This is a genomic window from Dietzia sp. CQ4, from assembly GCF_014145125.1.
Lineage (GTDB): Bacteria > Actinomycetota > Actinomycetes > Mycobacteriales > Mycobacteriaceae > Dietzia > Dietzia natronolimnaea.
Genome location: NZ_JAALDZ010000236.1, coordinates 1 through 12,177, shown reverse-complemented (window position 1 = coordinate 12,177; position 12,177 = coordinate 1). Strand labels below are relative to the sequence as shown.

Here is a 12,177-nt window from a genome sequence, read left to right as displayed (position 1 = left end):
CAGAGCGCCGCGGCGCGGGAGCCGGCGAGGCCGGCGACGCTGAGCAGGACGAGCGCACCCAGAAGGGCGACGACGACGACGAGTCCACCCACCCAGCCCCCGATCAGACCCACGCCCAGCGCACCGAGCAGGAGCATCAGGCCGGAGCCGAGCAGGGCGGGCCCGGCCGCGCGGTTGGCGAGCGTCCAGGCCTCGGGGGAGCGGCGGGTCTCCGGGGTGCGGACGCCCAGGACGCCGTTGCCCGGCAGTCGACCGAGCAGTCCCAACAGGCCGGTGACCCCGACCACGAGGGCGAGACACGCCAGGAGCACCACGACCACCACGAGCACTGCGTTCACGCCCCCGAGGGTACGCCCGCGACGGGGGATTTCCGATTCGCCTCATCCCCCGTCGGACCCTCCCCGGTGGATCCCTCGACCAGCGCGAGGAGTCGCGCGAGCTCGCGCTTGTCCTGCTCACTGAGCCGGTCCAGGAACTCCCGGCGCACGGTGGCGACGTGATCGGGTGCGGCCTCCGCGATCTCCCGCATGCCCTCCTCGGTCGCGGAGACGAACGCGCCCCGGCCGTCGGTGGGGCAGCTCGTCCGCTGGACGAGTCCACGCCGGACCATGCGGGTCACCTGATGGGAGAGCCGGCTGCGTTCCCACTGCAGGACGTCGGACAGCGCGGTCATCCGTAGCGGGCCGTCGGCCTCGCTGAGGTACACGAGCACCTCGAACTCCGGCTCCGTCAGGCTCGAGGTGGCCTTGAGGTCGCGCTGGATCGCCAGGTGAAGGCGCCCCTGGATCGCGAGGTAGTCGCGCCAGAGCGCCTTCTCCTCGTCGGTCAGCCATCTCACGTGGTCGCTCGGCAGCGGTTCGGTCATGACTCCACTCTACCCTCATAGTTGACACGACACCTAGTGCGGGGATAGAAGTGTGTGACGCATCATCCGGATGTGTGACCCGAAAGGACCACAGACATGAGCACCACGACGACCGTCCCCTCCTCCCGTACCGCCGCGGCGGAGACCCGCCTGTTCCCCGTGCCCGGGATCGTCCGCGATATCGGCCTGCTGCTCGCCCGGGTCCTGCTCGGTGTGGTCCTGATCGCGCACGGCTGGGAGAAGCTCGTCACCAACGGCGCAGGGGCGACCGGCCAGTTCTTCGACTCCGTCGGGATCCCCGCCGCCCAGGCCGCCGCGGTGTTCGCGGGCGTCGTGGAGCTGGCCGGAGGGATCCTGCTGGTGCTGGGGCTGCTCACCCAGGTCGTCGCGGTCCTCGTCGTCGTCGTGATGTTCGGCGCCTACCTGTTCGTCCACCAGGGCGCGGGGATCTACGCCACCAACGGTGGCTGGGAGCTCGTCGCCGTGATCGGGCTGGCCGTCGCCGTCTTCGGCCTGGTCGGCACCGGTCGCTACAGCCTCGACGCGCTGATCGCGGGCCGTCGCGCCGCCGGGGCCCGGAGGACGACGGCCTGACCCGAAGCGGGCCGGCGAGAGCACATCGACAAGGCCGACTCGATAAGAGCACATCGAGAAGAGCGTTCCGCACACTCCGCACTCGCGAAACGCGTTCGGAACGCTCTTCCGGACGGGTGGGACTCCCGGTGCCCGACGGGTGGGAGCACCGGTCCTCGGCGACGGGCGGCCCGCGCCCGAGGGGCGGTGCTCACACGCTGGCGAGGCCCGACCCGGTCCAGGGTTTAGGCTTGACCGAAGCCTGCGTGTGGGCACCGGCGAGGATCCAGGGAGAGCAGACAACCGTGAGCAGCAGCGACGAGACCGTCACCGCAGATCAGTCCGTCACCGGCGCGCAGACGGACCAGTCCGGGCAGACCGACCAGGCCGGGCCCGCCCACCGCTACGGCGCCGACCTCGCCGGCCGGATCGAGTCCCGCTGGCAGCGCGAGTGGTCCGAGCACGGGACGTTCGAGGCCCCCAACCCCGTCGGCCCCCTCGCGGCCGCCGACGGGTCGTCACCGCCCGAGGACAAGCTCTTCGTGCAGGACATGTTCCCGTATCCCTCAGGCGCCGGCCTGCACGTGGGTCACCCGCTGGGGTACATCGCCACCGACGTCTTCGCCCGATACCACCGCATGCTCGGGACCAACGTCCTGCACACCCTGGGTTATGACGCGTTCGGCCTGCCCGCCGAGCAGTACGCCGTCCAGACCGGCCAGCACCCGCGGGTCACCACCGAGGCCAACATCGTCAACATGGAGCGCCAGCTCGGGCGCCTGGGGCTCGGCCACGATCGCAGGCGCGTGGTGGCCACCACCGACACCGAGTTCTACCGCTGGACGCAGTGGATCTTCCTGCAGATCCACGGCGCCTGGTACGACCCGGACGCGCCCGCCCGCACCACCGACGGCGGCGAGCACCCCACCCGCACCGGCCGCGCCCGGCCCATCGCCGAGCTGCGCGAGCAGTTCGTCTCCGGTGCCCGCCCGCTGCCGGCCGGGTTCGCCGGACGGGAGTGGTCCGATCTGACCGCGGCCGAGCAGGAGAAGGTCCTCGACTCGCACCGGCTGGTGTATCTGTCCGACTCCCAGGTCAACTGGTGCCCCGGGCTGGGCACGGTGCTGGCCAACGAGGAGGTCACCGCCGAGGGGCGCTCCGAGCGCGGCAACTTCCCCGTGTTCCGCAAGAACCTCTCCCAGTGGATGATGCGGATCACCGCCTACGCCGATCGGCTGGTCGACGACCTGGACCGTCTGGACTGGACCGACAAGGTCAAGTCCATGCAGCGCAACTGGATCGGCCGCTCGCAGGGCGCACGCGTCCGCTTCGCCGTGGCGGAGAAGTCCATCGAGGTGTTCACCACCCGCCCCGACACGCTGTTCGGCGCCACCTACATGGTGCTCTCGCCCGAGCATCCGCTGGTCGACGAGCTGGCCGGGCCGTTCTGGCCTGAGGCGGGCGACGCTCCCGGCGGGGTGGACGGTGCGGGCGGCTCCGCCGGCGGGTTGGACGAGCGCTGGACCGGCGGGCACTCCTCGCCGGCCGAGGCCGTGCGGGAGTACCGCCGCCGGGCCGCCACCAAGTCCGATCTGGAGCGCCAGGAGAACAAGGACAAGACCGGCGTCTTCACCGGTGCCTACGCCGTCAACCCGGTCAACGGCGAGCAGGTCCCGGTGTTCGTGGCCGACTACGTGCTGATGGGTTACGGCACCGGGGCGATCATGGCCGTGCCCGCCCACGACTCCCGGGACCACGAGTTCGCCACGGCCTTCGGTCTGCCGATCGTGCAGGTGGTGGCCCCGGCCGACGGGCGCGAGCTGGACGTGCGGGCCGAGGCGTACGCGGGCGACGGCGTGGCGGTGAACTCGACCAACGAGCGCGGGCTGTCGCTCGACGGTCTGGGCGTGGACGAGGCCAAGGCCGCGACCATCGCCTGGCTGGAGGGCGAGGGCACGGGTGAGGGGACCGTCCAGTACAAGCTGCGGGACTGGCTCTTCGCCCGCCAGCGCTACTGGGGCGAGCCGTTCCCCGTGGTCTACGACTCCGACGGCGTCCCGCACGCGCTGCCCGACGAGATGCTGCCCGTCGAACTGCCCGAGGTCGAGGACTACAAGCCCGTGTCCTTCGACCCCGACGACGCCGACTCGATGCCCTCCCCGCCGCTGGCCAAGGCCACCGAGTGGATGACCGTCGAGCTGGATCTCGGCGACGGGGTGCAGACCTACACCCGCGACGCCAACGTGATGCCCAACTGGGCCGGCTCCAGCTGGTACCAGCTGCGCTACATCGACCCCACGAACCCGGACGAGCTGTGCGCGATGGAGAACGAGCGCTACTGGACCGGGCCGCGGCCCGAGATCCACGGCGAGGGTGACCCCGGGGGAGTGGATCTCTACGTCGGTGGAGTCGAGCACGCCGTGCTGCACCTGCTCTACTCGCGGTTCTGGCACAAGGTCCTGTTCGACCTCGGCCACGTGACCAGCGAGGAGCCCTACCGCAGGCTGTTCAACCAGGGGTATATCCAGGCGTTCGCGTACACCGATGCCCGCGGGGTCTATGTGCCCGCTGCAGATGTAGAGGAGCGGGACGGGAAGTTCTACCTGGACGGCTCCCCCGACGCTCCCGAGGTGTTCCAGGAGTACGGGAAGATGGGCAAGTCGCTCAAGAACTCCGTCTCCCCCGACGAGATCTGCGACGAGTACGGCGCCGACACGCTGCGCGTGTACGAGATGTCCATGGGCCCGCTCGACACCTCACGGCCCTGGGCCACCAAGGACGTCGTGGGGGCGCACCGATTCCTGCAGCGGCTGTGGCGCGTGGTGATCGAGGAGTCGACCGGACAGGCCCGGGTGACTGAGGAGGAGCCGCCGCAGGACGTGCTCAAGGCGCTGCACAAGGCCATCGCCGGGGTCCGCGACGACTACGCGGGGCTGCGCGACAACACCGCGATCGCCAAGCTCATCGAGTACGTCAACCACCTGACCAAGGCCTACCCGACCGAGGGGCCGGGAGCGCCGCGGTCGGTCGTCGAACCACTGGTGCTCATGGTGGCCCCCGTCGCCCCGCACCTGGCCGAGGAGCTGTGGTCGCGGCTCGGGCACGCCGGCTCGCTGGCCCACGGACCGTTCCCCGAGCACGACGAGTCGTACCTGGTCGAGGACTCGGTGGAGTACCCGGTGCAGATCAAGGGCAAGGTGCGCTCGCGCATCACCGTCGCGGCGGACGCCTCACCGGCCGAGGTCGAGGCCGCGGCCCTGGCCGACGAGAAGGTGCAGGCCAACCTCGCCGGGGCGACCCCGAAGAAGGTCATCGTGGTGCCGGGGAAGATGGTCAACATCGTGCCGTGAGAGGGCCGGGCGGTGTGAGGGCCGGGCCGTGAGAGGGTCGGGAGGTGTGAGGTCCCGGTCGGGGGGAGGGGTCAGCCCACCTGCACGAACACCGCCGAGGACGAGCCGATCAGGTAGGTGGTGGTGATCATCCACATGGCGTAGCTGGCGAACAGCCACGGCCGCCACCTGATGTGCTGCTTCCACCGCCGGTAGGTCTTGACGCCCGCGGTCACGGACAGGATCACCGACAGCAGTAGCGGCAGCAGCACCACCTCGACCCGGTCCGAGGTCAGGCACGTGCCGCCGGGTTCCGTGCACTCCTCGCCGATGCCGCCGCCCACCGCGACGAGCGCGACCGCGAAGATGACGACGGCCGAGGCGGACAGCAGGACGTAGCGGATGGCCTGGCTGGCCTGGCGTTCGTTGCGTTCGAGGCGCTCCAGCGGGTCGTCGAACTCGCCGATCCCTCGGGGAGACACCGTCACCTCCCCACGAATCCGTTGTGCCCGCCGGCCTCGGCTACCTCGTCGACCGTCGTGATCCCCAGCTGCTCGTCCGTCACCGGCGGGAAGAGCGGACCACCGCCGAAGGCGCCCCGGTGCGACAGCGGCACCTCGCCGTCGTCGTTCGTCACCCCGTGCTCGCGACCGTATTCGGCCGTGATCACCGTGGACCCGCTCACCGCCGGCAGCGACGGATCGTCGGCCAGTGCCGCGATCACGCGGCCGACGAAGGTCGGGTCCTCGGCCCGGTCCAGGGGGAAGCCGTTGAAGTCGTCCATCCCCAACGACAGGATGAGCTCGGTGCGGATGAGGCCGAGCCACAGCGACAGGGTGGACACGCCGGTCCCGGCGAGCTCGTGAGCCATGTCCGAGGCCATCTTGTCCAGGGCGGTCTTGCTCATCCCGTAGAGCACGGTGTGGAACGGCGAGCGCGACCCGAAGGACGAGATGTTGACCATCAGGCCCGACCCCTGCGGGACCATCACCTTGGCGGCCTCGCAGCTGGCGACGTAGTGCGCGCGCAGCCCGATCCCCATGAGCGCGTCCCAGTCCCCGGCGGGCCGCTCCCAGAACTTGCCGTTGAAGCCCATGAAGCCCTTGGGGTTGGTCCACACGTTGTTGACCAGCAGGTCCAGGCGTCCGGTGTCGGCGACGATGCGGGCGACGACGGCGACGATCTCGTCGTCCCGGCCGTGGTCGCACTCGAGGGGGAGCACCCGGCCGGAGGCGCCGGCCGCGGCGTCGACCGTGGCCTGCAGTCGCTCAGCCGAGCGTCCGGTGACGTACACGGTCCAGCCGGCGTCGGCGAGCGCGGTGGCCACCCCCCTGCCGACGCCGCGGCTGGCGCCGGTGACCAGGGCGACGCGCGCGGTCACGAGTCGACCCCGGCGGTCGCGGCTGCCGTCTCGTCTCCGCGGACGGTGTGGACCTCGGGAAAGGTCACGGTCGCGCTGTCGAGGGAGCGCGTGATCGACCACCCCGGGGAGAACAGGCACTCGGCCATCACCCAGCGGCCGCTCTCCACCACGTAGACATCGGAGTACTCGCCGGTGGAGAGGGTCTCGGTGCCGTTCTCCCGGTCCACCTGACGGAACTGCAACGTCCAGGTGCCGGTGGCGCACCGCGGCGCGCCCCCGTCCGCCGGGTCCTCGACAGCGATGGAGGGCATGAGGCCGTGGTGCATGTCGAGGATGCGGGGCCCGCCGTCGGAGGCGGTGGCCAGGGCGATCTGACGGAAGATCCCGACCATCGTGTCCGGGTCGGTGCGGCCGAGCGGGCCGAAGTCCAGGAGTCCGCCCTCGGCGACGAAGCACGCCCGGAACCCCTCCGGATCCTTGGCGTCGCAGGCCCGCCAGTACCGGTACTTGAGCTGCTCTATCGCCTGGCGGGCGCGGGATTCCTGCTCGAACTGCATGCGGGCCACGTTAGCCTAGTGGGCATGAGTCGAACACTGGTCGAGCTGTCCGATCGCTGGGACCTCCAGGACCTGGTGACCAGGTACGCGACCTGTATCGACGCCCGTGACTTCGACGGACTGGACAGGGTGTTCACCCCGGACGCCCGGGTGAGTTACGAGGCCTCGGGTGGCCCCGCGGACGACTATCCGGCGGTGCGCACCTGGCTGGCGGAGATGCTGCCGATCTTCGCCTCCACCCAGCACCTCATGGGCAATCTCGCGGTGACCCTGGACGGCGACACCGCGACCGGACGCTGCATGTGCTTCAACCCGATGGCCCTGCGGTCGGTGGAGGAGAAGGACCAGCAGGTGTTCTTCTACGGGCTCTGGTACGTGCTCGGGTTCGTCCGGACCGCAGAGGGCTGGCGGATCGACAGCCTCGCGCAGGAGCAGGCCTTCCACCACAACCTGCCCTGACGGACGACGGAGGGGCCCGCCACCCGGCGGTCCCCTCCGTGGTCCGGCGTCAGACGGTGCCGCAGGAGTCCGGGGCCGGCAGGCCGTGCACCCGGTCCATGAGGTAGCGCGCGTTGGTGGCGCGTTCGGCCAGCATCGGCAGGGCGTGGTCGATCACCAGCCCCGGCGCCAGAGCCGGTAGCTCCGCGGTACGCAGCTCCACCGTGGCGCCCCGGGCACACCAGTCCCGGACCAGGTCGACCGCGGTGTCGTGGGGGACCACGTCGTCGTTGCGCCCGATCAAGACCATCGCGGGGACCGTGGGGGCAACGCGGCCGAGGTTGTAGCCCTCGAGGACCCGCAGGATCTCGGGCTCGGACCGGGCGGCGTCGGCCAGCGAGTTGCCGTGCGTGGTGAACTCGGTGGTCCGGCGCAGACCGTAGGCGAACGCGGTCTCGGCGACGCACTGCGTCGAGGTCACCTCGAGCATGCGCCTGCCCTCGTCGTTGAGCTGCCGGTCGAACGCCGGACGCAGCTCGGGGTGCACCTGCAGGATCCCGTTGATGGCGTACCCGACGGCCCCGGTGAGGACGCCACCGTCGACGCGGTCGAGGGTGCCGAGCATGTCCGACGGCGGGGCGCCCGCGGCGATCCCCACCAGGTTGAGGTCCGGTGCGTACTGGGGCTGCATCTCGGCGGCGGCCGCGGCCGCGCCTCCGCCCTGGGAGTACCCGCTCACGACCGTGGGGGAGTCGGGGGCGAGGTCGGTCCCGGACAACCGCACCGCGGCCCGGGCGGCATCCAGGGCCGAGCGGCCCTGGGAGTCGCGGTTGACGTAGGGGTGGTGGCCGGGCGTGCCCAGACCCTCGTAGTCGGTGACGACGACGGCGAAGCCTTCGGCGAGCATCGAGTACGCGTCGATCAGCGAGTACCCGGCCGCCATCGAGAGCGGGGCCGTCCGGGCGCTGAGCCCGACCTCCATGGACTTCGAGGGCGCGCACTGGTCGCCCTGACCCTGCGTGCCGGGCGTGACCACGGCGAGCGGTCGCGGGCCGGGACCGGTCCACGGGGCCTTGGGTTGGAGGTAGGTGCCGGTGACGGCGACGGGCCCGCCCGCCGCGCCGGTCGAGCGGTACATGATCCGCTGGGCGTCGGCGGACAGGGCACCGCCCGCGACGAGGTCCGGGACGCTCGGCGTGAGGCCCATGGGCTCGCTGCGGATCACCGTGCCGGGAATCGCGGGCAGCTGCGCCGGTGGGGTGTAGAACGCCGTCCGGTCCGGGGCGTTGGACGAACCGTGGTCGGACGAACCCTGCGCGGCGGCCTCCGGGGCCGCGCCGGTCGCGAGAGCCGGAGCCAAGGCCACGACCAGTCCGAGCGCGAGCGCCCCGGCGAGAGGGGACAGGCCGCGGGTGGCGGCCCGGTCCGGTGACGGTGATCTCACGTGTACTCCAGTATCGGTGCTGGCGGAACGACTCTGCGCGCATGCCGCGGTGGACAAAACTATAACGTGTGTCCGTTCTGCTGGTGGGGCACGTCACTTCCCGGCCGGACGTCAGGGTTCGGTGCACCGGTGTCGAATCGGTGGCCGGTGTCGGAGGGCGCTGTTACCGTGACGCCGTGCAGAACGACGTGCTCATGTGTTGGCGATGCGAACCCCGGTGGATCCGCGCCGCTCACCTCGCCCACCCCGCCTCGGCGTAGGACGCGCGTCACGGACCCACCGGGAACGGGTGGGCCGATCATCAGTCGGGAGCACGGTCCACACCGGACCACGGTTCGGCCCGGAGAGGACCACGGCCGAGACCGGCCCATCCCGACCTGATCGAGGAGAACGTCCAGGTGACCGCAAGTCCCCGAACCATCCACCTACCCCTGTCGGAATCGGACGTCCTGGTGAGCGCGCGCTCGCTGGCGGAGTACACCGACATGTTCAGCCTCGACGACACGGACCTGGGTGGGCGGATCGTCGACTGCCCGGGCGGGGCGGCCAGCGCGGTGGCGGAGATCTGCGCGGCGGGCGGGGACGCGATCGCGGTGGATCCGCAGTACGCGCTCGGTGGCGGCGACCTGCGGGAACGGGTGCTGGCGGACCTGGATCGATCCCTGGCCCACTTCCACTCCCGGGACCTCGACTACGACTGGGACGTCCGGGGCGGCGTGGTCGGTCACGAATCCGTCCGCCGGACCGCGGCGGAGTCGATGCTCGCCGACCTCGAGGTCGCGCCCGGGAGGTACGTCGCCGGCGCTCTCCCGGATCTACCCCTGGCCTCCGACTCGGCCGACCTCGTCCTGTGCTCCCACCTTCTGTTCACCTATGCGGACCGGATGAGCACGGCCGACCATGTCGACGCGATCGTCGAGATGGCGAGGGTCGCCCCGGAGGTCCGCATCTACCCGCTGGTCGACCATTCGGGCACTCCCCTGCCCGAGCTGGTCCGCAGCGTGATCGCCAGGCTCAAGAAGGAACGGCTGACCAGTCGTATCGAGCCCGTCGTCCGGCCGTTCCAGCTGGCGGCCACCACGCGGTTGGTGGTGGAGCGGACCACCAACCGGCGGCCCTGACGCCGGGTCCGTACTCAGCCGGGCGTGAGACGCAGGACCTGCTGCCCGGTGAACGGGGAGGTCTCGACGCTGGTGAGCAGGGGCTGCGGCCCGCCCACCTCGAGGGCCTGGCCGGGCTGGAACACGGTGCCCGAGCCCAGCGTGTACGCGACCAGGTCGCACATCTGCCCGTAGAGGGCGCCCGGGGGCCCGGCGACGTCGAGCCGTTCCATGTCCAGGCGGCCGAAGCGCCCGAGCCCGCTGGTGTAGACGCACGAGGTGGTCTCGGACTGCATGCCCGCCCGCACCCCGACGAGGGCGGGCACCGGGAGCGGGTTGCCGGCGACGAGATCGCGGTAGGGGCCGGCCGGCAGGGTGGTGGCCGCGCCGCCGACGCTCACCGCGATCGCGCCGGGCAGGGCGGTCAGGGCGGCGGCCACCGTGGCCACCGCGAGTTCGCACCGGAGCGTCTCGAGCCTGGGGTCCAGGTACTCGGGTTCGCCCGGCTCGCCGTCGTCGCCTGTCGGGCCGAGGCGGAAGGCGGCCACGACGACCTGGGAGCGATGCGTGTCCACCACGCTCTCCCCGCCGTTCCAGATGGCCAGGTTCTCGGTGTAGCGGGACGCCTCGCCGTCGGCCACGGGGAGGTCGAGCGGGGTGGCGACGACCGTGACGTCCTCGACCGACACGCCGGTCGCGGGATCGTCGTCCGTCCCGGGATCGACCTCGTAGGAGCCCTCGAAGATCTCGGCGAGGAGGTCGCCGACCTCGGCGTGGCCTGGTGCGGGACGGTCGAGCAGGACGATCGCGACCGGGGTGCTCTTCCAGGACAGGTCCTCGCCGGTGCGCGGATCCACGGTGGGCTGTTCCGCAGAGGGCTGTTCCGCGGCGGGCTGGTCGGGCTGCGGCGACTCGCTCATGCCCCGAGGCTAGCGGGTCAGTTGAGCAGGAAGTCGATCACCAGGCGCTCGAACTTGTCCTTCTGTTCGATCATCGCCCAGTGCCCGCAGCGCGAGAAGGCGTGGAGCTCGGCGCGGGGGAGCTGCCGGAACGCGAAGTGCGCCTGCTCGTAGGGCAGCATGCGGTCGTCGCGGCCCCAGATGAGCAGCGTCTCCTGGCGGATCTGGGAGGCCCGCGCGTAGAGCGGCGTGTAGGCGTTCTCGGGCTTGAGGATCGATCCGAAGATGGCGTACATCCGCTCGACGGCCCCCGGGGCGGTGGCGGCCTCGGTCCGCGCGCGGATCAGCTCGTCGGAGACGACCTTCTTGTTGCCCACCATCGTGTCGACCCAGGCGGCCATGGACTCGTCGGAGGGCGAGGCCAGGAAGTCGAACAGGCGCCGCGAGCCCTCGCTGGGCTCGGGGGTGAACAGCGGTGCCGCCAGGCCGCCGGGGCCCATGAGCGCCATTTTGCGGACGCGGCCGGGGTAGGCCAGGGCGGTCTCGCAGGCGACGTTGCCGCCCATCGAGTTGCCGATGATGTCGACCTTCTCGATGCCCTTGGCCTCACAGAACGCGTCGATCGCCTCGGCGGCGATCAGGGGGTAGGCCTTCTCCCACTCCAGGTCCGAGCTCCTGCCGAAGCCCGGCATGTCCAGCAGGATCGTGTGGAATCGCTCGGCGAAGACGGGGAAGTTGCCGGAGAAGTTGGACCACGCGGTGACACCCGGGCCGGAACCGTGGAGGAACAGGACCGGGACCGTGCTCTCCGGCTCGGTCACGCTCTGCTCCCCCGCCTCGTGGAAGTGCAGCTCGAAGCGGCCGGCGGTGAGGGTCCTGCTGGTGGACTCGAAGTCGAGAGAGCTCATGGGAGTCACGATACTAGAACACGTTCTAGAGTCGGGCGCCTCGGCCGAAATGCGGGCGGCGTCGAAATTACGTCAGCCGCGCGGGGAGTCCCTGAACATCCCCGCGCGGCGATGGCGAGGACTCTACTCGGAAATTCTCATGTGACAAGTAGGTAACGATTGTGGATTACGTCACATCGTTGATGTGGCGTCGACCGGCTCCTGCCGCGCCCGATGTGGAACGGCATGTTGACGGCGTGTCCAACTGCGGGATTCTGCTCAGCCCATCACCCGGTTCAGGAACGCGGTGGCGTCCGGCGTCGCCGCATAGACCGTCCCGCTGTGGTCCCTGTCCGGATAGACGTGCAACTCGAGTGGCTGGCGGTTCAGGGTCATCTCCGCCGCGAGGGACAGCGCGGAGGGCGCGGGCACGTCCAGGTCGAGCAGGCCCTGGCCCAGGAAGACCGGGCGGTCGTACCCGGTGGCCGGGGTCCCCATGTACCGCTGGAGATGGCCGAAGACGTCCGGGATGTCCCTGACCGGCCGGGTGAGCGCCTGGGAGATCTGGAAATCGCCCACCGCCGCGCGCATGTCCTCGTAACAGAGCTGCTCGGCGGAGTCGACCATCTCACGGCCCCGCGGGGTGAGGAACTGGTCGAGCTCGAACTCGGGGTGCTGGTCACGCAGGCCGGCGAGGATGTAGAAGGCGTAGAGGTTGAGGC

13 protein-coding genes are annotated in these 12,177 nt (G+C 70.8%); 4 read left to right on the top strand and 9 right to left on the bottom strand.

What is annotated here, in order from left to right; all coding sequences use genetic code 11:
• Nucleotides 1-338: SdpI family protein (locus tag G6031_RS13290; RefSeq protein WP_182653515.1), on the bottom strand; the 338-nt coding region annotated here is incomplete at its 3' end.
• On the bottom strand, nt 335-865 hold the full coding sequence (locus G6031_RS13285; RefSeq protein WP_182610708.1) for a MarR family transcriptional regulator: 531 nt from the start codon (nt 863-865) through the stop codon (nt 335-337). The genes G6031_RS13290 and G6031_RS13285, both read right to left, overlap by 4 nt.
• Nucleotides 866-961: 96 nt before the next feature.
• Between G6031_RS13285 and G6031_RS13280 the strand changes: the two genes are divergently transcribed.
• A complete protein-coding gene (locus G6031_RS13280; protein ID WP_182653514.1) occupies nt 962-1,459 on the top strand; it encodes a DoxX family protein in 498 nt (165 codons plus the stop codon).
• A gap of 284 nt (nt 1,460-1,743) precedes the next feature.
• Nucleotides 1,744-4,788: a class I tRNA ligase family protein gene (locus tag G6031_RS13275; protein ID WP_182653513.1), complete on the top strand. Its 3,045-nt coding sequence runs from the start codon at nt 1,744-1,746 to the stop codon at nt 4,786-4,788.
• A gap of 71 nt (nt 4,789-4,859) precedes the next feature.
• Here the strand turns inward: G6031_RS13275 and G6031_RS13270 are convergent, their stop codons facing one another.
• The 3 genes from G6031_RS13270 to G6031_RS13260 are packed head-to-tail and all read right to left on the bottom strand — an operon-like array spanning nt 4,860 to nt 6,687.
• Nucleotides 4,860-5,249: a hypothetical protein gene (locus G6031_RS13270; protein WP_179523973.1), complete on the bottom strand. Its 390-nt coding sequence runs from the start codon at nt 5,247-5,249 to the stop codon at nt 4,860-4,862.
• Nucleotides 5,250-5,251: 2 nt separating this feature from the next.
• Nucleotides 5,252-6,148, bottom strand: coding sequence for an SDR family NAD(P)-dependent oxidoreductase (locus tag G6031_RS13265; protein ID WP_182653512.1), 897 nt, complete (start codon nt 6,146-6,148; stop codon nt 5,252-5,254).
• A complete protein-coding gene (locus tag G6031_RS13260; RefSeq protein WP_182653511.1) occupies nt 6,145-6,687 on the bottom strand; it encodes a nuclear transport factor 2 family protein in 543 nt (180 codons plus the stop codon). Before G6031_RS13260 ends, G6031_RS13265 begins: the two co-directional genes overlap by 4 nt.
• 24 nt (nt 6,688-6,711) lie before the next feature.
• Between G6031_RS13260 and G6031_RS13255 the strand changes: the two genes are divergently transcribed.
• Nucleotides 6,712-7,146 carry a nuclear transport factor 2 family protein gene (locus G6031_RS13255; RefSeq protein WP_182653510.1) on the top strand — a complete coding sequence of 145 codons (435 nt, stop codon included), beginning with the start codon at nt 6,712-6,714 and terminating at the stop codon, nt 7,144-7,146.
• A 49-nt stretch (nt 7,147-7,195) separates the two neighbouring features.
• Here G6031_RS13255 and G6031_RS13250 read toward each other — a convergent pair whose 3' ends face one another.
• Complete coding sequence (locus G6031_RS13250) at nt 7,196-8,569, bottom strand: lipase family protein (protein WP_182653509.1); 1,374 nt, start codon at nt 8,567-8,569, stop codon at nt 7,196-7,198.
• A gap of 398 nt (nt 8,570-8,967) precedes the next feature.
• On the opposite strand from G6031_RS13250, the gene G6031_RS13245 reads away from it, so the two are divergent.
• Entirely contained in the window at nt 8,968-9,690 is a 723-nt protein-coding gene (locus G6031_RS13245; protein ID WP_182653508.1) for a hypothetical protein, read from the top strand.
• A gap of 14 nt (nt 9,691-9,704) precedes the next feature.
• On the opposite strand, the gene G6031_RS13240 is transcribed toward G6031_RS13245, so the two are convergent.
• The 3 genes from G6031_RS13240 to G6031_RS13230 form a co-directional block, all read right to left on the bottom strand.
• Entirely contained in the window at nt 9,705-10,589 is an 885-nt protein-coding gene (locus G6031_RS13240; protein WP_182653507.1) for a hypothetical protein, read from the bottom strand.
• Between the two features lie 17 nt (nt 10,590-10,606).
• Nucleotides 10,607-11,476, bottom strand: coding sequence for an alpha/beta fold hydrolase (locus G6031_RS13235; RefSeq protein WP_179523966.1), 870 nt, complete (start codon nt 11,474-11,476; stop codon nt 10,607-10,609).
• A 258-nt stretch (nt 11,477-11,734) separates the two neighbouring features.
• A partial coding sequence (locus G6031_RS13230) for a prolyl oligopeptidase family serine peptidase (RefSeq protein ID WP_182653506.1) occupies nt 11,735-12,177 on the bottom strand: 443 nt, incomplete at its 5' end.